The following is a 21,259-nucleotide window of genomic DNA, read 5'->3' as shown; positions in this document are numbered from 1 at the left end:
CGGGGGCTCACCCCGCGGTGTCGGCCGTCCCCGGGGTCACCGGCCCCCGTCCCCCTGCCCCGCTCCCGGCCGTGGCCCCGACCGGGGTCGTGGCCGTGGCCGTGACCGTCAGGCCGGCGATCAGGGCCCCGAGGAGCATGGCTCCGGCCGCCCACAGCAGGGTGTCGGTGTACCCGGCCAGCAGGTCGGTCTTGAGGGATTCCGGCATCCAGTCCTTCATGCCGGCGTGCAGGACGCTGCTGAAGAGTGCCGCGCCGAACGTTCCGCCCGCGTGCTGGGCCGCCGTGACGGCCGCGGCCACCGCGCCGGAGCGCTGCGGGTCGGCGCCGGCGGTGCCGGTGGCGAAGAGCGGGGCGAGGGCGACGCCCGTCCCGAGGCCGTACAGGACGGTGCCGGGCAGGACCTGGACGGCGTACGCGCCCCCCGGCGCCATGCCGGAGAGGAGCAGCAGCCCGCCGGCTGCGGCCGCAAGTCCCACGGCGATCAGGACGCGGGGGGCGACCCGGGCCGCCAGGCGGCCGGAGGCCTGGGACCCGGTGACGACCGCGGCGACCATGGGCAGCAGGGCGGTGCCGGCCCGGACCGGGGGGTAGCCGAGGAAGTTCTGCAGGAAGAACACCACGGGAGGGAAGGAGGCGGCGGCGCCGACCCCGGCCGGGAAGAGCGCGAGGAAGCACCCCAGGCGGGCGCGGGCGGGGCTGTCGGCCGACCCCGGGAGCGGGCGGGGGGTCCTGGCCCGCCATGCGGCGTACGCCGTGAACAGGGCGGCGCCGGCCACGAGCAGGACCAGGGTGATCGGGTCGGCCCAGTGGTCCGGCTGGGCCGCGGTGAAGGCGCAGGTGAGGACGACGAGTCCGGCGGTGCCGAGCAGCGCGCCGATCGGGTCGAACCGGCCTCCGGGGCCGGCGGGGCGGTCGGGGCGCCGGGGGCCGTCGTGCACCAGGGCGAGCGTGCCGGCCAGGGCGACCACGGCGAGGACGGCGGTGGCGTACGCGGCCACCCTCCAGGAGAGGGCCTCCAGGAGCCATCCTCCGGTCAGCAGGCCGAACACGGAACCGCCGCCGACGACCGCGGCGTAGACGCCGAACGCCGTGCCGCGTTCCTTCCCGGCGGGGAAGGAGGCCGTCAGCAGGGCCAGTGTGGACGCCGTGAGCAGCGCGGCGAAGGCGCCCTGCCCGATCCGGGCCGCGGTCAGCAGGCCGGCGGTGCCGGCCGTGCCCGCGACCACGGAGGCCGCCGCGGATCCGGCCAGGCCGCTGATCAGCAGGGCCTTGCGGCCGACGAGGTCCGCGAGGTGGCCGCCGAGGACGAGCAGGGCCGCGAAGGCGAACGTGTAGCTCTCGAAGAGCGGGTCCAGATCCTCGGAGGGGAAGGCCAGGTCGGCCTGCACGGTCGGCAGGGCGAGGTTGAAGGCCGTCACGTCCAGCAGCACCATCAGCTGCGCCAGGGCGATCACCGCCAGGCCCCACCAGCGCCGGGGGTGGGGCGGCGCCGCGGCCGGGCCGGGGGCCTCGTCGGGGAGGGCGCCCGGGGGCGGGCCGAAGCCCTGCCCGGGAGGGGAGTACGCCGGAGGCGTCGGGCCCGCCGGGGCGTAGGCGGGCGGCGGGGGCGGCACCGGAGGCCCGGACGGGGAGGAGGACGAGGGCGAGGGGGACGGGGGCCGGACCGGTACCCGGGGGTCCGGCGGTGCGGCGGGCGCAGCGGCTGCGGTCCCGGCGACGCGCGTCTCGGGAGCGAAGTCCAGCAACCCTGCGGCATGGCGCCCGAGTTGCGCGAGCACCGCACCGGGCAGCCATTCCGCGCCGTCGGCGGCCGCCGTACGCTCGACCACCTGCTCCGGGGTGGGCCGGCGGGCCGGGTCCTTGTCCAGACAGGCCCGGACGAGGTCCGCCAGGCCCTCCGGGACACCGGTGAGATCGGCCTCCTCCTCGGCGACGCGGAAGAGGTGGGCGTTCAGGCCGGTGTCCCTGGCGCCGAAGAGCATGCGCCCGGTGGCGGCGTAGACGAGGACCGCACCCAGGCAGAAGACGTCGCTCGCGGGGGTGAGTTCGAGCCCGCGGACCTGCTCGGGGGACATGAAGCCGGGGGAGCCGATCAGCATCCCCGTGTGCGTGTGCAGGCTGTCCGGCCCGAGGGTGTCCATGGCCCGCACGATGCCGAAGTCGATGACGCACGGCCCGTCGACGGTGACCAGCACATTGGACGGCTTGAGGTCGCGGTGGATGAGCCCCGCCCCGTGCACGGCCTGCAGGGCGAGCGCGAGGCGGTTGGCGAGGATGCGCACCGAGTGCCCGGGCAGCGGCCCGAAGTCCCGCTCGACCACGGCGTGCAGGTCCGGCCCCGGGACGTACCGGGTCGCCACCCAGGGCACGGCGGCCTCCGGATCGGCGTCGAGCACGTCGGCCGTCCAGCTCCCGCCCACCCGGCGCGCCGCGGCCACTTCGCGCGCGAACCGCCTGCGGAATTCCGGGTTCTGGGCGTGCTCGGCCTGCACGACCTTCACCGCCACCGTCCGGCCGCCCTCGGAACGCCCCAGGTACACCAGGCCCATCCCGCCCGCACCCAGCCGGGCGATCAGCCGGTACGGGCCTATGCGGTCGGGGTCCTCGTTGATCAGCTGCTCCACGGCAGCACGATAGCCCGCTCGTCCGTCAGGGGCGCGGCCAATGGCCGATCACGTGAACGACGGCTCACTCAGGGGCGGTTGACGGGACGGAAGACGACGGCGGCACCCCGCCGTGCCGGACGCCCGCTGCGGTCAGCCGCTCGGCCGCCCCGTCGATGGCGGGTGGCGCGATCACCCGGTCAACACATCGGGGCGACGGGTGCGGAGAGGGCGGAGAAGGCGGACTCAGGCCTGGTTGACCGGGAGGACGTCCGGGGAGAGGGCGCCGGCGTGGACTGCGGCGGAGGTCATGCGGCGGCGGTGGTGGCGGCGGCAGAGGACTTCGTAGCCGATCTCCTCCGCCGGGCGGTTGACGTCTCCGACGACCACCTGCTCGCCCTCGACGACCATCACGCCGCCCACCGTGCGGGCGTTGTGGGTGGCGCGGGCGCCGCACCAGCAGAGGGCCTCGACCTGGAGCTGCTCGATGCGGTCGGCCAGCTCGATCAGCCGCTGCGAGCCCGGGAAGAGCTTGGTGCGGAAGTCGGTGGTGATGCCGAAGGCGAAGACGTCCATGCCGAGGTCGTCCACGATCCGCGCCAGCTGGTCGATCTGGGCGGGGGTCAGGAACTGGGCCTCGTCCACGATCACGTAGTCCGCCTTGCCGCCCGCCGAGAGCTCGCCCACCAGGTACGCGTAGACGTCCATCGGGTCGGTGACCTCTACCGCGTCCGTCACCAGACCGAGGCGCGAGGAGAGCTTTCCTTCGCCGGCGCGGTCCTGCCGCGTGAAGATCACGCCGACCAGACCGCGTGCGGAGCGGTTGTGCGTGATCTGGAGCGCCAGAGTGCTCTTTCCGCAGTCCATCGTTCCGGAGAAGAACACCAGCTCGGGCATGGGGAGTTCGAAACCTTTCGGCAGGGTCGACGGTCGGCCGGGTCGGCGGTCGGTGGGCGGCCGGGGCGGGGCGACGGTCGGCGTTCGACCGTCGGCGGGGTCAGGAGGAGCGGACTTCGAGGAGCGGGACGAGCTGTTCCGCGGGGGTCATCGAGCCGTGCATGCCGGTCAGGGCGGACTCGTTGGGCTCGTTGACGGAGGCGGTGATCGCCACGTCGGCGTGGGCGGCGGCGATCACGTCGCCGATCCGACCGAGGACCCGCTCGTCGCACTCCCCCGGCGGCCCGAACCAGCCCAGGTCCAGGGCCTCTTGGCGGCTCGCGACCCAGAAGCGGTCGCCGAGCACCTCGCGCCACACGGTCAGCACGTCGACCTCGGCTCCCGGGACGGCGTACACGTGCCGGGCCCGGCCCTCGCCGCCCAGCAGGGCGACGCCCGCGCGCAGTTCCCAGTCCTCGTCGAAGTCGATCCGCGCGTCCTCGTCGAAGGGGATGTCGACCATGCCGTGGTCGGCGGTGACGTAGAGGGCGGTGCGCGGCGGAAGCTGCTCGGCCAGGCGCTGCACGAGGCGGTCCACGTACATCAGCTGGCCGCGCCAGAGGTCGGAGTCCACACCGTGCCGGTGTCCGGCGCCGTCGAGTTCGCTGTAGTACGTGTAGACCAGCGAGCGGTCCCCGGCGGCGAGCCGGTCCGCGGCCAGGTCCATCCGCTCCTCGCCGCTCATCCGGCCGTGGAAGGTGCCGCCGCTCAGCGCGACCTTGGTGAGCGGGGTGGTCTGGAAGGCGGGCGAGGACACCTGGGCGGTGGCCACCCCCGCGGCGTCCGCGAGCCGGAAGACGGTGGGGTACGGCTGCCAGACCGCGGGCGGGGTCCACGGGTGCCAGCGGAGCTGGTTCATCAGCTCGCCGGTCTCCGGGTTCCGGGCCGCGTATCCGGGCAGGCCGTGCCGGGCCGGCGGGAGGCCGGTGCCGACGGAGGCCAGTGAGGTGGCGGTGGTCGCCGGGAAGCCGGCGGTGATCGGCCGGCCGGTGCCGCCGCGGGAGGACGGCAGCAGCGAGGTGAGGAAGGGCGCCTCGGCCGGGTGGGCCCTGACCTGCTCCCAGCCGAGCCCGTCGATCAGGAACACGCAGTTCCGGTCGGCCGGGGTGAGCTCGGTGAGGGTGGCGGAGAGACCGGGCACGCCCTGGCCGGCCGCCAGCGTGGGCAGCAGGTCGGCGAGGGAGCCGGCGCCGTACTCGGGAACGGGGGCGGTGCCGAGGTCCAGCAGTTCGGGCTCGTCCCAGTCCGGCTGCGCGGGCGGGTACGCCATCAGCGGGCGGCGGGGGAGCCGGTGGCCGCGGTGGCCTCGGAGAGCGCCTGGGCGAAGGCCAGGGTCTGGCGGACGGCCTCGGGGCCGTCGCCCGCCTCGCTGACCCGCAGGCTCAGGTCGTCCGCGGTGGAATTGCCGGTGTAGCCGTGGTCGGAGTCGCAGTTCGGGTCGCCGCAGGCGGCCGGCTCCAGGTCGATCCGGGAGACGGCGCCCCAGCCGATGGTGAGGACGACCTCCCGGGGCAGGGTGCCCGGGGTGTAGGACTCGGGGTTGGCCACGACCCGGCTGAGGACCACCGAGGAGATCGCGCCGATCTTGACCGACTCGGTGGAGGTGGTCGCGTACGGGGACGGGGAACCGGCGTCGGCGGCCTGCTCGTCGGTGTGGCTGACGATGAAGCGGTTGCCGGTCAGGACCAGCACGGTGACGTGCCGGCGCACCTCGTTGGAGTCGAAGGTGGTCTCCTGGTGGACCAGGTACGACGAGATCGGCTCGCCGCCCACCGCGGCCTCCACGGCCTCGGCCACGAGGGCCGGGTAGTAGCCGCTGCGCTCGATCGCCGCGCGCAGCCCCTGGGTCGTCGTACCGGATTTCGCCATGGGGTCCATCCTAAGGCCCGTACGGGGCGCTCCGGCCTCGCCGTGCGGCGCCCCGTGGCCGCCGCGCGCCCCCGGTCGGTGTCCGCTCAATAGCTGGGGAGGGTCCGCGGGCCGAGATCGGTGCGTGCCGGAGGGTGCGCCACGCGGACGGTCGCGCTGAGCACGGAGAGCCCCTCGGCGGCCACCACGACGGGTTCCAGCTCCACCCCGACCACCTCGGGGTGGGTGTCGACGAGCCGGGACAGCCGCAGCAGCAGCTCTTCCAGGGCCGGGGTGTCGACGGGGTCGCTGCCGCGCCAGCCGAAGAGGAGCGGGGCGGCCCGGATGGAACGGATGAGCTCGGCCACGTCCCGGGAGGTGGCGGGCACCAGGCGGTGGGCGGTGTCACCGAGGAGCTCGGAGGCGACGCCGGCCAGGCCGAAGGAGAGGACCGCGCCGACGGCCGGGTCGATCACGGACCGGATCACGGTGTCCACGCCGCGCGGCACCATGGCCTGGACGACCGGCTGCAGCTCGGCGGGCTTCCCGAGGGTCTCGGTGAGCTCGTCGTAGGACCGGCGCAGCTCGGCCTCGGTGGTCAGGTCCAGTCGTACGCCGCCCAGGTCGGCGCGGTGGCGCAGGTGCGGGGCGGTGGTCTTGAGGGCGACGGGGAAGCCGAGCCGCCGGGCCGCGTCCACGGCGGCGTCGGGGGTGGGCGCGGGGAACGTGGGCAGGACGCGGATGCCGTACCGGGCCAGGAGCTCTGCGGCGTCCGCCGGGCCGAGGGTCAGGACGGCTTCGCCGCCGGCGTCCCGCAGCAGGCCGGCGAGCAGGTCGGCGGCGCCGGCCTCGTCGATGTCCTCGTATTCGGGCGTGCTGCCGGCCTCGGCGTCGGCCCGGCGCCAGTCGGCGTAGCGGACGGCCTGGGCGAGTGCGCGGGCGGCGCGTTCGGCGGCGGGGTAGGCGGGGATGCGGAGCGGCTCCCGCGCGGGGCCGGGGTGCGGGGCCGCGGACGGAACCGCGGAGGCGGCGGCCCGGTCGGGCCCCGGGGATCCGGCGGGCCTGGGGGATCCGGCGGACCCTACGGACCCGGTGTGCCCCGGGGACCAGGCGGACCCTGGGTACCCGGCGGCGTCTGCGCCGACGGCCTCCCGACCGGCCGGCGCGGGGCCGGTGGACGCGGAAGCGGTCGTCGCGGGGGTGGTCGCCGCGGGGGTGGTTGCCGCGGGGCCGGTGGCCGTCGGGCCGGTCGGCGCCTCGGTCGCGGCGGCGGAGCCCCGGTGCGTACCGGTACCCCGAGCAGTGTCCGGGGGACCGTCCGGCACCCCGGCCGTGTCAGCGGGGCCCCGGCGGGAACCGGTGCCCGGCCCGACGGCCGTGGAACCGTCCGACACCCCGGCCGTGTCGGCAGAGCCCCGGTGCGTGCCGGTACCCCGTGTGGCGCCGGGGTCCTCGCCGGCGGCCGGGCCGGAACCGCCCGGGTGCCCGGCGGGAACGACAGGGTGCCCGGCACAACCGCCCGGCTGCCCGGCGGAACCATCCGGGACGGCACCGCCCGGCGTGGTGTCGCCCGCGCCGTGGCCCGCGCCATCATGCGTGCCGTCCGGCCGCGGCTCGGCCGGGCCGGCGCTCCGGCCGGTGACGCCGGCGGGCCGGCCCGCGCCCTCCGCGGCTCCCGCCCCGGCGGCACCCGGGCCGGTGCCGCCCGGTCCCGGGACCGGGACGTGGGCGAGGCCCGCGAGGCCCGTCGGTCCGGGGATCCGCGCGGCGGACAGGGCGTCGGCCAGCCCGCCGAGCTCGACGTGGACCACCAGCACCGGCTTGCCCGGCACCTCCGCGGCCGCGGACCGCAGGGCCCGGGCCAGTTCGTCGGCGAGCTCCGGCTCCCCCACGGCAGGTATGGCGGTGACGACCACCGCGTCGTTGTCCGCCGAGGACAGGGCCGCGGCGAGAGCGGCCCGGAAGTCCTCCGGCGTGGCCTCCGTCGTCAGGTCGACCGGCGGGTGCGGCCGCAGCCGCTCCCACACGCAGGCGTCGTAGGTGAGCACGCCCAGCGACTCGGAGTTGCCGAGGATGGCCACCCGGGGCCCGGCGGGCAGCGGCTGTCCGGCCAGCAGCAGGCCGGCGTCCACCAGTTCGGTGACGGTGTCCACGCGGATCACGCCCGCCTGCCGGAGCAGCGCCGAGACGGTGGCGTCGGGGAGCCGGGTGCCGGGGACGGCGTGCCCGGCCGGGGTGACCCCCGTGTGCCGGCCGCCCTTGGCGACGACCACCGGCTTCACCGCCGAGGTGCGGCGGGCGAGCCGGGTGAACTTCCGCGGGTTGCCCAGGGTTTCGAGGTACATCAGGGCCACGTCCGTGTCCGGGTCCTCGTACCAGTACTGCAGGATGTCGTTGCCCGAGACGTCCGCACGGTTGCCCGCCGAGACGAAGGAGGACAGCCCTTCGCCGCGCCGCAGCAGCCCGGACAGCAGGGAGATGCCGATCGCGCCGGACTGGGTGAACAGCCCGATCCGGCCCCGGGCCGGTGCCGGGCCCGGGGTGAGCGAGGCGTTGAGGCTGACCTCCGGCGAGGTGTTGATGACGCCGTAGGCGTTGGGGCCGATGATCCGCATCCCGTACGAACGGGCCTGGCGCAGCAGTTCGCGCTGCCGCTCCAGCCCCTCGGGGCCGCTCTCGCCGTAGCCTGCGGAGAGGACGACGAGGCCCTGGACGCCGTGCTCGCCGCAGGAGGCGACCACCTCGGGGACGCGCTCCGCCGGGACGGCGACCACCGCGAGGTCGACGGGGGCGCCGATGTCGCCGAGCGAGCGGTAGGCGCGGACGCCCTCCAGCAGGTCTCCGGCTATGCCGCCCGCGGGGAGGGCGTGGTTGACCGCGTAGAGGTGGCCGCGGAAGCCGCTGTCGCGCAGGTTGCGCAGGGCGGCGGCACCCAGGCCGCCGCCGGACCGGCTGACCCCGATCACCGCGACCGAGCCGGGCGCGAGCAGCCGCTGCACCGAGCGGGCCTCGGCGCGCTGTTCACGGGCGCGCTGGACGGCGAGGGACTCCGCGGTGGGTTCCAGGTCGAGGGTGAGGTGCACCGAGCCGTCCTCGAAGGTCCGCTTCTGCTGGTACCCCACGTCCTTGAACACCTTGATCATCTTGATGTTGGCGGGCAGCACCTCGGCGACGAAGCGGCGGATGCCGCGTTCGCGGGCCACCGCGCCGATGTGTTCGAGGAGTACGGAGGCCACTCCGCGGCCCTGGTGGGCGTCCTGGACCAGGAAGGCGACCTCGGCCCGGTCGGCGGGGGCGGTGGCGGGGCGGCCGTCCGCGTCGATCCGGTCGTAGCGGACGGTGGCGATGAACTCCCCGCCCACGGTGGCGGCGAGGCCGACGCGGTCCACGTAGTCGTGGTGCGTGAAGCGGTGGACCTGGCGGTCGGAGAGCCGGGGGTGCGGGGCGAAGAACCGGTAGTACTTCGACTCCTCCGACACCTGCGCATAGAAGCTGACCAACCGGTCGGCGTCCTCGGGAGTGATGGGGCGGATACGGGCGGTGCCGCCGTCGCGCAGCACGACGTCCGCTTCCCAGTGGGCCGGGTACGAGGGATCCGACGCGGTGGTCATGGGGTGATCTTAAGGCCGGAACGCGCTGGTGAGCGCTCGCGCGGCGTGTTGGGCAACAGGGGACAAAGCGGTGCAAGCTGGGGAAGGTCCAGGGATGCGGGAGCGCGGGCCGGAGGTCGGCCGGAGCATTCCGCACGCCGTGAGAGACTGGTCTAGACAACCGCCAGAACCTGAAGGGCAACCACCATGGCAGAGCGCCGCGTCAACGTCGGCTGGGCCGAGGGCCTGCACGCTCGTCCCGCCTCGATCTTCGTCCGTGCGGCGACTGCTTCCGGCATCCCGGTGACGATCGCCAAGGCGGACGGCACCCCGGTCAACGCCGGTTCCATGCTCGCGGTGCTGGGCCTGGGCGCCCAGGGCGGCGAGGAGATCGTGCTCGCCTCCGAGGCGGAGGGCGCGGAGGTCGCGCTGGACCGCCTGGCGAAGCTGGTCGCCGAGGGTCTCGAGGAGCTTCCCGAGACGGTCTGACCCTCCGGGTCCCCACACACCCCTGAGCCGCGGCTCCGCTTGGTCGGGAGCCGCGGCTCCGGCATGTGCGGTGTCGCCGCGGCCGACCGTGTGCGTGCCGGCGCCGAGCGGGGCTTCGGCCGGGCGGGAGCGAGCCTGCGGAGCGGCGTTCCGGTGCGCCCACCCTCCCCCAAGCTCTCGGCTCCGCTCGAGCAGGGGGACCCCCATCGCCCCGCGGAACGCCTGCCCACACCTCGGCGGGGCGCCGATATCGGCACCAGAATTCCCCCGGGCACTATTCCGCGAACGCGGGCGAACTGCGCGGGCAGGTGCCATGAGAACACCCGGAGCTCCGCGAATTACCGGCATCAGGAAAAGCCGCCGTGCGGGCCGCGGCAGCCGTCCCTTTGTATACCGGAATTGTTAAATACCGCCGCCCGTCGTGTTGACGGCACGTTGCGGAATCCTCACCGCGCCGCCCCGGCCCGGGCCGTCCGCCACCGCGGCCGGTACCCCTCCTCCGCCCGCTCCGCGTGCGCCGCCGTCAGGGCTCGGGCGCGCTCCGCGTCCCCCCGCGCCACCGCGTCCACGATCGCGCCGCGCTCCGCCCAGGACTCCACCGGCCGGGTCGGCGGCTGGACCGCGAACATCCAGGCGACCTTGTGCCTCAGCTGCGCCAGCAGCGAGATCAGGCCGGGGCTGGCGGACGCCTGGGCCAGCGTCTCGTGGAACCAGCCACCCAGTGCCCGCAGGTCATCGCCCTGCCCCTGCCTGGCCCGCTCCTGGCCCAGCCTGACCAGCCCCCGCAGCACCTTCAGATGGGCGTCCGTACGGCGCCGGGCCGCCCTGGCCGCGGCCAGCGGCTCCAGCAGCATCCGCAGCTCCAGCAGGTCCGCCGCCTCCTGTTCGGTCGGCTCGGCCACGCACGCGCCCGCGTGCCGCCGGGTGATCACGAACCCCTCGGACTCCAGGGTGCGCAGCGCCTCGCGGACCGGGACCCGGGAGACCCCGTACCGGCGGGCCAGCAGTTCCTCGGTGAGTCTGCCGCCCGGCTCGAATACACCGGTGACGATGTCGTCGCGAATTGCCGTACACACCGCATGCGCAGGAATACGCAAGACCGGACCTCCGCCTGATTGCGAGCCGCCGATTTCGAAACCGGTACCGATCGGATACCTATCCGAGAACTGTATGACAGGGCGCGGGAATTTCCGAGTACGGACGGGAAACCCAAGGGACCGGAGACCCCGCCCGGAGACGGAGGAAGGCCCCGGCTCGGTGAGCCGGGGCCTTCCTCGGGGTTCTCGCGTCCGGTCAGACGGTGACGCCGTGACCGCGCAGGTACGTGATCGGGTTGATGTCCGAGCCGTACTGGGCGCCGGTCCGGGCCTCGAAGTGCAGGTGCGGGCCGCTGGAGTTGCCGGTGTCGCCGGACAGGCCGATCTGCTGGCCCGGGGCGACCTGCTGGCCGACGCGGACGCTCAGCGACTTCATGTGGCCGTACTGGGTGTAGGTGCCGTCCGCGTGCTTGATCACCACGTTGTTGCCGTAGGCGCCGCCCCAGCCCGCCTCGACGACGGTGCCCATGCCCACGGCGCGGACCACGGTGCCCTCGGAGGCGTGGAAGTCGATGCCGGTGTGGCTGCCGGAGGACCACATGCCGCCGCCGGCCTTGTACTGGGTGGAGACGTAGGAGTCGGCAAGCGGCGAGACGAAGGTGTTCAGCCGCTTGCGCTCGGCCTCGCGCTCGGCGCGCTCCTTGGCCTCGCGCTCCGCCTTCACCCGGACCTCGGCCATGCGCTTGGCCTCGGCGGCCCGCTGCTTGGCCTCGGCCTCGGCCTGCGCCTTGAGGGCGGCGGCCTCGGCGGCGGACTGCTGGGCGTCGGCCTGGGCCTCGATCTCGAGGGCCGCGTCGTCACCGATGCTGATGTGGTTCAGGCCCGGGTCCGGCGCCGTGCTGTCGTTGTCGGCCGCGAAGGCCGGGGCGGCGAAGGAGCCGATGACGCCGGTGGTGGCGAGGGCGGCGATCCCGGCTATGCCGGCGGTCTTCTTCGTCAGGCGGCTGGAACCACGGTGCTTGCCGGCGCCACGAGTGCCCATGAAAAGGGTGATCCTTTCCTTCCCTCTCGCCTACCGGGTTAGCTGACGGGTTCGGAGCAGGAAGGTCTCCTACGGACGCCTCCGGGGGGAAGGCTGTCCGATTCACCCCAGGGACTGATGTGGGTCCCCGGCTCCCCAGGCTCGCGCCTGACGGGGACTCGGCGATCGCTGTCCGGTGCCGCGGGTGCGGCTGTTGCAGCTGACGGACAGCGAGACCGACGCTAGGCGGATCATCACTCGATCACCAAACGGACACGGGTTTTTGTTGCGTACGCCACACGACATACGGGCAACCCCACCCGTAAACCAGACATTCGAGACGCAAGGGGGCCCTGGCGGACAACCCGCCAGGACCCCTTGAGCGGAAACCCGGTTGACGGCGGCCGGACCCGTCCGGCGGTGCGCCTACGGGCCCAACCGGCCTTGCTCAACCGGCCGTTGCCGTGGTCAGTTGGCGACCACGGTCACCTCGCCGATGCCCAGCGCCCGGACCGGCTCCGCGATCTGCGACGCGTCGCCGACCAGCACCGTCACCAGACGGTCCACCGGGAAGGCGCTGACGACCGCCGACGTCGCCTCCACGGTGCCGGTTTCGGCCAGCCGCGCGTACAACTGCGCCTGGAAGTCGTCCGGGAGCTGTTGCTCGACCTGGTCGGCGAGGGTGCCCGCGACGGAGGCCGCGGTCTCGAACTTCAGCGGGGCCACGCCCACCAGGTTCTGCACCGCCACGTCCCGTTCGGCGTCGGTCAGGCCGCCCTCGGCGAGCGTCCGCAGCACCGTCCACAGGTCCTGCAGGGCCGGACCGGTGTTCGGGGTGTCCACGGAGCCGTTGATGGCCAGCATGGCCGCTCCGGTGCCCTCCTGGGTGGACCGCAGCACCTGCCCGAAGGCGCGCACCCCGTAGGTGTAGCCCTTCTCCTCGCGGAGCACCTTGTCCAGCCGGGAGGTCAGGGTGCCGCCCAGGCAGTACGTGCCGAGCACCTGGGCCGGCCACACGCGGTCGTGCCGGTCCGGCCCGATCCGGCCGAGGAGCAGCTGCGTCTGGACCGCGCCGGGCCGGTCCACGATGATCACGCGGCCGGTGTCGTCGGCGGTCACCGGGGGCACCGGGCGGGGCGTGGCGGTGCCGCCGGTCCAGCCGCCCAGGGTGTCCGCCAGCACCGCGTCCAGGTCGATGCCGGTGTAGTCGCCGACGACCACGGCGGTGGCGGTGGCGGGGCGTACGTGGGCCTCGTAGAAGGCGCGTACGGCGGCGGAGTCGATCCGGGCGACGGTCTCCTCGGTGCCCTGGCGGGGCCGGGACATGCGGAGGTCGGCCGGGAACAGCTCCTTGTAGAACTGCTTGGCCGCCCGGCGCTGCGGGTTGGCCAGCTCGTGCGGGATCTCGTCGAGGCGGTTGCGGACCAGGCGGTCCACCTCGCCGTCGGCGAAGGCGGGGGCGCGCAGCGCCTCGGCGAGCAGGCCCAGCGCCTTGGGCAGCCGGGAGGCCGGGACCTCCAGGGAGACCCGGACGCCGGGGTGGTCGGCGTGCGCGTCGAGGGTGGCGCCGCAGCGCTCCAGCGCGGCCGCGAACTCCTCGGCGGAGTGCTTGTCGGTGCCCTCGGACAGGGCCCGCGCCATGATCGCGGCCACGCCGTCCAGTCCCTGGGGCTCGGCGTCCAGCGGGGCGTCGAGGAAGATCTCGACGGCCACCACCTGCTGGCCGGGGCGGTGGCAGCGGAGCACGGTCAGGCCGTTGGGCAGGGTGCCGCGCTCGGGGGCGGGGAAGGCCCACGGCTTGGGCGCGCCGGCCTGCGGCTGCGGGTGGAAGGTCATCGTGACGGCTGCGGTGTCGCTCACTGCTCCGCCCCCTCGTTCTCGTCGTTCCCGGCATCGGCGGCGTCAGCGGCATCGGCGGCCTCGCCGGCTTCCGCGGTGAGCGGCTCGTAGGCCAGCACCGCCCGGTTGTCGGGGCGCAGCCGGGCGGCGGCCACGGCCTGCACCTCCTCGGCGGTGATGTCCAGGACCCGCTTGACGGCGGTCAGCGCCAGCTGGGGGTCGCCGAACAGCACCGCGAACCGGCAGAGTTCGTCGGCGCGCCCGGCCACCGTGCCGAGCCGGTCCAGCCATTCGCGCTCCAGCTGGGCCTGGGCGCGCTCCATCTCCTCGGCCGTGGGGCCCTCGGCGGCGAACCGGGCGAGCTCCTCGTCCACGGCGGCCTCGATGGCGGGGATCTCGACCCCACCGGAGAACTTGACGTCCAGCCAGCCCAGGGAGGGCGCGCCGGCCAGGCGCAGCATGCCGAACCCGGCCGCGACGGCCGTCTGGTCACGGCGCACCAGGCGGTTGTGGAGGCGGGAGGACTCTCCCCCGCCCAGGATGGTCAGGGCCACGTCGGCGGCATCGCACTCGCGGGTGCCGTCGTGGGGCAGCCGGTAGGCGGCCATCAGGGCCCGGGCGGGCACCTCCTCGACGAGCTCCTGGCGCAGCTGCTCGCCGATGGTCTCGGGGAGGGTGCCGTCGCGCGGCGGCTGCTTGCCGTCGTGCGCGGGGATGCTGCCGAAGTACTTCTCGATCCAGGCGAGGGTCTGCTCGGGGTCGATGTCGCCGACGACCGAGAGCACCGCGTTGTTCGGCGCGTAGTAGGTGCGGAAGAACGTGCGGGCGTCCTCCAGGGAGGCCGCGTCCAGGTCGGCCATCGAGCCGATCGGGGTGTGGTGGTACGGGTGGCCCTCGGGGTAGGCCATGGCCGTCAGCTTCTCGAAGGCGGTGCCGTACGGCACGTTGTCGTACCGCTGGCGGCGCTCGTTCTTCACCACGTCGCGCTGGTTCTCCATGGACTCGTCGTCCAGGGCGGCCAGCAGCGAGCCCATCCGGTCCGCCTCCAGCCACAGCGCGAGCTCCAGCTGGTGGGTGGGCATCGTCTCGAAGTAGTTGGTGCGCTCGAAGCTGGTGGTGCCGTTGAGCGAGCCGCCGGCGCCCTGGACGAGCTCGAAGTGGCCGTTGCCCTTCACGCTCGCCGAGCCCTGGAACATCAGGTGCTCGAAGAGGTGAGCCAGACCGGTACGCCCCTTGACTTCGTGCCGGGAGCCGACGTCGTACCACAGGCAGACCGCGGCCACCGGGGTCAGGTGGTCCTCGGAGAGCACCACGCGCAGGCCGTTGGCCAGCCGGTGCTCGGTCGCTGTCAGGCCGCCGGAGGCGGTCTGCTCGGTGGCCGTGTGACCCATGGGCATGTGGTCCCTTCGATGGCGATGCTGAGATTCCTGTCAGACCTGTCACTGTATGCAAGCGCACCGACATCCGGAGAAGTTCCCGGTGTCCGGCGACTCCGCCGGGCGGCCCCCGGAATGCCCCCGCAACGAGCCGCAGAGCAGCCCCCGAGGGCGACTCCGCCTGGGTCGGGGTCGGCGTTGTCGGTGCTGGGGGCCACAATGGTCCGCGTCAGACCCCCGTCCCGTCTTGGTAAGGAGCGCCGCAGCGATGGCCCGCCGCAGCACGAAGACCCCGCCGCCGGAGGATTTCGAGGAGAAGATCCTCGACATCGACGTCGTCGACGAAATGCAGGGCTCCTTCCTCGAGTACGCGTACTCGGTGATCTACTCGCGCGCCCTGCCGGACGCGCGGGACGGATTGAAGCCGGTGCACCGCCGGATCGTGTACCAGATGAACGAGATGGGCCTGCGCCGCGACCGGGGATACGTCAAGTGCGCCCGCGTCGTCGGCGAGGTCATGGGCAAGCTGCACCCGCACGGCGACGCGTCGATCTACGACGCCCTGGTGCGCATGGCGCAGCCCTTCTCCATGCGGGTGCCCCTGGTCGACGGCCACGGCAACTTCGGTTCGCTGGGCAATGACGACCCGCCGGCCGCGATGCGGTACACCGAGTGCCGGATGGCCGACGCGACCTCGCTGATGACGGAGTCCATCGACGAGGACACGGTCGATTTCACGCCGAACTACGACGGCCAGGAGCGGGAGCCGGTCGCCCTCCCGGCGGCGTACCCGAACCTGCTGGTGAACGGCGCCTCCGGCATCGCGGTCGGCATGGCCACCAACATGCCCCCGCACAACCTGGGCGAGGTCATCGCGGCCGCCCGGCACCTGATCCGGTACCCGCAGGCGGACCTGGAGGCGCTGATGCGCTTCGTCCCGGGTCCGGACCTGCCCACCGGCGGCCGCATCGTGGGCCTGAACGGGATCAAGGACGCCTACGAGACCGGCCGCGGCACCTTCAAGATCCGCGCCACGGTGTCCGTGGAGGACGTGACGGCCCGCCGCAAGGGCCTGGTGGTGACGGAGCTGCCGTTCACGGTCGGCCCGGAGAAGGTCGTCGCGAAGATCAAGGACCTGGTCGGCTCGAAGAAGCTGCAGGGCATCGCGGACGTCAAGGACCTCACCGACCGCGCGCACGGCCTGCGCCTGGTCATCGAGGTCAAGAACGGCTTCCACCCGGAGGCCGTGCTGGAGCAGCTCTACAAGCTGACGCCGATGGAGGAGTCCTTCGGCATCAACAACGTGGCGCTGGTCGACGGGCAGCCGCTGACCCTCGGTCTGAAAGAGCTGCTGGAGGTCTACCTCGACCACCGCTTCGACGTGGTGCGGCGGCGCAGCGAGTTCCGCCGCGGCAAGCGCCGCGACCGGCTGCACCTGGTCGAGGGCCTGCTGGTGGCGCTGCTCGACATCGACGAGGTCATCGCGCTGATCCGGGAGAGCGAGAACTCGGCGCAGGCCAAGGAGCGCCTGATGGCGCGCTTCTCGCTGAGCGAGATCCAGACCCAGTACATCCTGGACACCCCGCTGCGCCGGCTCACCAAGTTCGACCGGCTGGAGCTGGAGTCGGAGCGCGACCGGCTGAACGCCGAAATCGAGGAGCTCACCCGGATCCTGGATTCGGACAGCGAGCTGCGCAAGCTGGTCAGCGCGGAACTGGCGGCGGTGGCGAAGAAGTTCGGCACCGAGCGGCGCACGGTGCTGCTGGAGTCGGCGGGCGCGCCGGTGGCGGCGGTCCCGCTGGAGGTCGCCGACGACCCGTGCCGGGTGCTGCTGTCCTCGACGGGTCTGCTGGCCCGCACGGTGACCGCCGCCCCGCTGCCCGAGGCCGACGGCCGGCGCAGCAGGCACGACCTGATCGCCTCCCAGGTCACGGCGACGGCCCGGGCCGACGTCGGCGCGGTCACCTCGACGGGCCGGCTGCTGCGCATCGCGGTGATCGACCTGCCGCAGCTGCCCGACACGGCCTCCGCGCCCAACCTGGCCGGCGGCGCCCCGATCAGCGAGTTCCTGTCCGGCCTGGAGCCGGACGAGAGGGTGGTCTGCCTGACCTCGCTGGACGAGGCGAACTCGCAGGGCCTGGCCCTGGGCACCGAACAGGGCGTGGTCAAGCGGGTGGTGCCGGACTACCCGGCCAACAAGGAGGAGCTGGAGGTCATCACCCTCAAGGAGGGCGACCGGATCGTCGGCGCGGTGGAGCTCCGCACCGGTGAGGAGGACCTGGTCTTCATCACCGACGACGCCCAGCTGCTGCGCTACCCGGCAGGCCAGGTGCGCCCGCAGGGCCGCCCGGCGGGCGGTATGGCGGGCATCAAGCTCTCCGACGGCGCCAAGGTGATCCACTTCTCGGCGGTGGACCCGGCGGCGGAGGCGTACGTCTTCACGGTCGCCGGCGGCCAGGGCACCCTGGACGACTCGTCGTCCACGGCCAAGCTGACCCCGTTCGACCAGTACCCGCGCAAGGGCCGGGCCACCGGCGGCGTGCGCTGCCAGCGGTTCCTCAAGGGCGAGGACGGCCTGGTGCTGGCCTGGGCGGGCCACGCCCCGGCCCGCGGCGCCACGGCCAACGGCACCCCGGTGGACCTGCCGGAGCCGGACCCGCGCCGGGACGGCTCGGGTACGCCGCTGCCGAAGCCGGTGGACGTGGTGGCCGGCGGCATGCTCTGACCTGCGTACCGGCCGCGGCTCCGTCCGCCGCGGCCGGTACGGGTGGGTCAGGGCCGGGTCCGGGCCGGTCCGGGCGGATCCTGGTGTTCCGGGCGGATCCCGGTGCTCCGGGCGGATCCGGCGGCATCGGGTGGTCCGCGGCCCGTTTCGGGCCGTTAAGGTCTTGGTGACGCAGTCGGCCCTCATGTCGTGGCCGCTGCGGGTGGGGGGAGAGCCGCTGATGAGCCGTCGGTCGAACGGTCCGCTGCAGACCTGGGCAGCCATCCAGCGGCAGCAGCAGGAGGCGGAGCGGCGGCAGCGCGCGCACGAGCGCGAGGTCGCACAGGGGCTGCGCCGGCAGGAGACCGCCTACCGGCGCCACCGTGCGGCCGAGGCGCAGCGCCGCACCGATGAGCTGGAGGCCCGGGCGGAGGCCCTGCGCGGACTGCTGGCGGCCGGGTGCCGCGCCCCCGCGTTCCGGCCCGGTGGGGCACAGCGGCTCCCGGAGCAGGTGGAGCCCTTCGACCCGGGCCACCTGGCGCAGCCGGTGCCGATGCCCCAGCTGGCGCACTTCCAGGGGCAGTCGGGCTGGTCGCTGACCTCGGGTCAGCGGCAGCGGGCCGAACGCGAGGCGCACGCCCGCTACACCCAGGCCTGGCAGGCGGCGCACGCCGCCGAGGGCGAGCGGCAGCGGCAGCTCGCGGCCCTCCGCGCGCAGTACGACCGGTGGGCGGAGCAGCGGCTGGCCGAGATCCGCCGGCACAACGCGGCGCTGACCGGGCGGGGCGGCGCCCTGCGGGCGGGGGACCCCGGGGCGGTCGTGGACCACTTCTCCGAGGCCCTGGAGTCCGCACCGGGCTGGCCGCAGGAGCTGCCGCTCCAGCACGAGGCCGCGTACGAACCGGCGACCCGCCGACTGGTCGTCGACTGGGAACTGCCCGGCTTCGAGGTGGTGCCGGAGGCCAAGGCCGTGCGGTACGTGCCGAGCACCGACCAGGACAAGGAGACCGCCCGGCCGGTCACCCAGCGGCGCGAGCTGTACCGGGACGTGCTGGCGCAGTGCGTGCTGCTGGTCGTGCACCGGGCGTTCGCGGCGGACGAGTTCGGCGTGCTGGACTCGGTGGTGGTCAACGGCTTCCTGGACGGACACGATCCGGCGACCGGCCGCCCGGCCCGGATCTACCTGGCGGGCGTGCAGGCCGCCCGGTCCGCGGTGACCGGACTGCACCTGGAGCAGGTGAGCGCGGTGGACTGCCTGGTGGACGAGCTCCGCGGGCAGCTGTCGGCGCGCCCCGACCAGCAGACGGCCGTACGGCCGGTGCTGCCGGTGGCCGAGGCCGGCCGCGGCACCGGCCCGGCGGCCGGACCCGGCGCGGGTGCCGGCGTTCCCGGGGGCGCCGGGGCCGCGGGTTCCGCGGGCGGCGGCCCCGGCGGGCCGGAGCCGGACCTGTTCCTCATGGACCCGATCGAGTTCGAGGACCTGGTCGCCGAGCTGTTCCGGGCGATGGGCATGGAGGCAGTGACGACCCAGCGGTCCGGGGACGGCGGGGTGGACGTCGAGGCGGTGGACCCGACGCCGATCCGCGGCGGCCGGATCGTGGTGCAGGTCAAGCGCTACCGGAACACGGTGCCGCCGACGGCGGTCCGGGACCTGTTCGGGACGGTGCAGGACCGCGGCGCCAACAAGGGCGTCCTGGTCACCACTTCCTCGTTCGGGCCCTCCTCGCACCGGTTCGCGGAGGGCAAGCCGCTGGAGCTGGTGTCCGGGCCCGACCTGGTCGAGCTGCTGCACCGGCACGGGCTGCGCGGGCGTCTGGGCGGCGGCCCGGCGGGCCCGCCGGCCCCGCCCTCCCCGCCTTCCCCCGCGGGTATGGCGGCCCCCTCGGGCGCGACGCCCCCGGCGGGCGTCCCGTCCGCGGCGGACGCCTGGGCCCCGACGCTGGCCGCGCTGCCGGTCCCGCCGGTGCCCCCCGCTCCGCCGGCCATGCCCTCCGCTCCCCCGGCCGCCCCCGCGTTCCCCTCGGTGTCCACGGCGCCCACCGTGGCCGCGATGCCCGCGGTCACCGCGGCGGGTCCCGCCGGGGCCCCGGGCGTCCCGGGTGCCCCGCCGGCCGCGGGGCACATACCGCCGGACGCGTTCAACGTGCTCGGGCTGAACTGGGCGGGCGCCGTACCGCTCGACGTGTGCGCACTGGTCTGCCGGGGCGGGGAGGTGCTGAGCGAGGAGCACCTGGTGTTCTTCAACAACCCGAGCACCCCCGACGGTTCCGTACGGGCCCGGCAGCACGCCGCTCCGGACCGGGCCGCGGTGGAGGTCGCCTTCGACCACCTCCCGGACCGCGCCGACCGGCTGGTGCTGGTCGCCGCCGTGGACCCGGAGCAGGACCCGGCCGGGGACCTCGCCGGGTTCTCGGGGGCCTACGTACGGCTGCTCGGCGCGGCCGGCGAGGAGCTGGACCGGCTGGAGGTCAACGACGGCCGGCCCGGCGAGACCGCGCTCGCCCTCGGCTCGTTCCGGCGCCGGGCCAACGGCGACTGGGACTTCGTGGCCGGCGGCCGCGGCTACCGGGGCGGGCTGGCGGAGCTGCTGGGCGACCACGGCGTCGAGGTCGCCTGACTCCAGGACGCGTCCGCTCCCGGATCGGCCTCCCGGTCCGGCGCCGAGTCCCGTTCCGACTCCGGGTCCGAGTCGGGGTCCGGCTCGTGCTCCGGCTCCCGGTGTACGTAGCGCAGCACGCCCCACATGCTCTCGGGGCCGAGCCGCCCCGGGTCGGGCTCCCGGCAGTCCTCCAGCCCTGCGCGCAGGGCTGCCCCGTCCGTGCCGGAACCGATCAGGACCAGTTGGGTCCGGCGGGGCTCGGTGCGGCCCCAGGGCAGCGGGGCGAACCGCAGGAACCTGCCCACGGCATGGACCTCGTACTTCTCCCGGTGGCCGGGGACGCCGAAGTACACGTAGCCCTTGATCCGGTACAGGCCGGGCGGACGGGCGTCGAGGAAGTCGATGAACCGGCGCGGGCTGAGGGCGCCGTCCGACGTGAACTCGGTGCTCTCGTAGTGCGCGTGGGCGTGCCCCTGATGTCCTGCGGAACCGCTCCCGGACCCGCTCCCGGCCTCGTCCTCGGCCTCCGCGAGCAGGTCCTCGAAGGACAGCTGGCCCCGGGTCTCGGCCCACGGCCTCCGGTCGAAGAGGATCTCCGGGTCGATCCGTCCGTGGTCGGCGGCGACCACCGGGACACCGGGGCAGAGCCCCGCCAGCACGCCTTCGATGCGGGCGGTTTCGGCCGGGGCCACGCGGTCGGTCTTGTTGAGCACGACGAGGTCGGCCACGCCCAGGTGGCGGTCGGTCTCCGGGTGCCGGGCCCGGGTGGCGTCGAACTCGGCGGCGTCCACCACCTCGACCATGCCGCCGTAGCGGATGGCGGGGTTCTCGCTGGCCACCAGCATCCGGACGAGCTCCTGCGGCTCGGCCAGCCCGCTCGCCTCGATGACGATCACGTCGATGCGGTGCTGCGGCTGTGAGAGCTTCCCCAGGTAGAGGTCGAGCTCGCTGCCGTCCACCGCACAGCACAGACAGCCGCCGCCGAGCGAGACCATGGAGTCGCCGACCTGGCCGGCGACCTTCATGGCGTCGATCTCGATGGAGCCGAAGTCGTTGACCACCACGCCGATCCGGGTCCCCCGAGCGGCCCGGAGCAGGTGGTTGAGCAGGGTGGTCTTGCCGGAACCGAGGAATCCGGCGAGGACGACGACGGGGATGGGGTGGATGGGCTGCCTGCTGTCCGCCCGGGCGCTGCTGTTCACCCGGACGATCGTA

Annotated in this window: 13 protein-coding genes and 1 riboswitch; of the genes, 3 read left to right on the top strand and 10 right to left on the bottom strand. The window is 74.3% G+C overall.

The features are described 5' to 3' along the window. Positions 1–7: 7 nt before the first annotated feature. From AB0O36_RS00525 to AB0O36_RS00505, 5 genes are all read right to left on the bottom strand, one after another. Positions 8–2,626, bottom strand: coding sequence for an MDR family MFS transporter (locus AB0O36_RS00525; RefSeq protein ID WP_365101908.1), 2,619 nt, complete (start codon positions 2,624–2,626; stop codon positions 8–10). A 225-nt stretch (positions 2,627–2,851) separates the two neighbouring features. Next, positions 2,852–3,502: a thymidine kinase gene (locus AB0O36_RS00520; RefSeq protein WP_365101905.1), complete on the bottom strand. Its 651-nt coding sequence runs from the start codon at positions 3,500–3,502 to the stop codon at positions 2,852–2,854. Between the two features lie 100 nt (positions 3,503–3,602). After that, the gene (locus tag AB0O36_RS00515; protein WP_365101902.1) at positions 3,603–4,811 is read right to left on the bottom strand and encodes a nucleotide pyrophosphatase/phosphodiesterase family protein; all 1,209 of its coding nucleotides are present in this window, start codon (positions 4,809–4,811) and stop codon (positions 3,603–3,605) included. Beyond that, positions 4,811–5,419: a DUF5998 family protein gene (locus AB0O36_RS00510; protein ID WP_365101899.1), complete on the bottom strand. Its 609-nt coding sequence runs from the start codon at positions 5,417–5,419 to the stop codon at positions 4,811–4,813. Before AB0O36_RS00510 ends, AB0O36_RS00515 begins: the two co-directional genes overlap by 1 nt. A gap of 77 nt (positions 5,420–5,496) precedes the next feature. Further along, entirely contained in the window at positions 5,497–9,000 is a 3,504-nt protein-coding gene (locus AB0O36_RS00505) for a GNAT family N-acetyltransferase (RefSeq protein WP_365101896.1), read from the bottom strand. 186 nt (positions 9,001–9,186) lie between these two features. Between AB0O36_RS00505 and AB0O36_RS00500 the strand changes: the two genes are divergently transcribed. Further along, complete coding sequence (locus tag AB0O36_RS00500) at positions 9,187–9,468, top strand: HPr family phosphocarrier protein (protein WP_125647959.1); 282 nt, start codon at positions 9,187–9,189, stop codon at positions 9,466–9,468. 446 nt (positions 9,469–9,914) lie between these two features. Here AB0O36_RS00500 and AB0O36_RS00495 read toward each other — a convergent pair whose 3' ends face one another. The 4 genes from AB0O36_RS00495 to AB0O36_RS00480 form a co-directional block, all read right to left on the bottom strand. Further along, positions 9,915–10,565 carry a GntR family transcriptional regulator gene (locus tag AB0O36_RS00495; RefSeq protein ID WP_365101893.1) on the bottom strand — a complete coding sequence of 217 codons (651 nt, stop codon included), beginning with the start codon at positions 10,563–10,565 and terminating at the stop codon, positions 9,915–9,917. A gap of 196 nt (positions 10,566–10,761) precedes the next feature. Beyond that, entirely contained in the window at positions 10,762–11,547 is a 786-nt protein-coding gene (locus AB0O36_RS00490) for a peptidoglycan DD-metalloendopeptidase family protein (RefSeq protein WP_365101890.1), read from the bottom strand. A gap of 12 nt (positions 11,548–11,559) precedes the next feature. Further along, positions 11,560–11,721: riboswitch (cyclic di-AMP (ydaO/yuaA leader) on the bottom strand. 273 nt (positions 11,722–11,994) lie between these two features. Beyond that, positions 11,995–13,362 carry a pitrilysin family protein gene (locus AB0O36_RS00485; RefSeq protein ID WP_365102522.1) on the bottom strand — a complete coding sequence of 456 codons (1,368 nt, stop codon included), beginning with the start codon at positions 13,360–13,362 and terminating at the stop codon, positions 11,995–11,997. Between the two features lie 20 nt (positions 13,363–13,382). Then, positions 13,383–14,756 (bottom strand): pitrilysin family protein, encoded by a 1,374-nt coding sequence (locus AB0O36_RS00480; protein ID WP_365101887.1) that lies wholly within the window; start codon positions 14,754–14,756, stop codon positions 13,383–13,385. Positions 14,757–15,009: 253 nt separating this feature from the next. On the opposite strand from AB0O36_RS00480, the gene AB0O36_RS00475 reads away from it, so the two are divergent. Then, complete coding sequence (locus AB0O36_RS00475) at positions 15,010–17,466, top strand: DNA topoisomerase IV subunit A (RefSeq protein ID WP_365101886.1); 2,457 nt, start codon at positions 15,010–15,012, stop codon at positions 17,464–17,466. Between the two features lie 220 nt (positions 17,467–17,686). After that, positions 17,687–20,062 (top strand): restriction endonuclease, encoded by a 2,376-nt coding sequence (locus AB0O36_RS00470; protein WP_365101884.1) that lies wholly within the window; start codon positions 17,687–17,689, stop codon positions 20,060–20,062. On the opposite strand, the gene AB0O36_RS00465 is transcribed toward AB0O36_RS00470, so the two are convergent. Then, positions 20,008–21,246 (bottom strand): CobW family GTP-binding protein, encoded by a 1,239-nt coding sequence (locus AB0O36_RS00465; RefSeq protein ID WP_365101881.1) that lies wholly within the window; start codon positions 21,244–21,246, stop codon positions 20,008–20,010. The genes AB0O36_RS00470 and AB0O36_RS00465 overlap by 55 nt on opposite strands. Positions 21,247–21,259: the final 13 nt, after the last annotated feature.

Origin of the sequence: Streptomyces sp. NPDC089799 (assembly GCF_040684755.1) — a bacterium.
Classification (GTDB): domain Bacteria; phylum Actinomycetota; class Actinomycetes; order Streptomycetales; family Streptomycetaceae; genus Streptomyces.
Note: the sequence above shows the minus strand (reverse complement) of the source record. Positions and strands in the feature narration are given on the sequence as shown.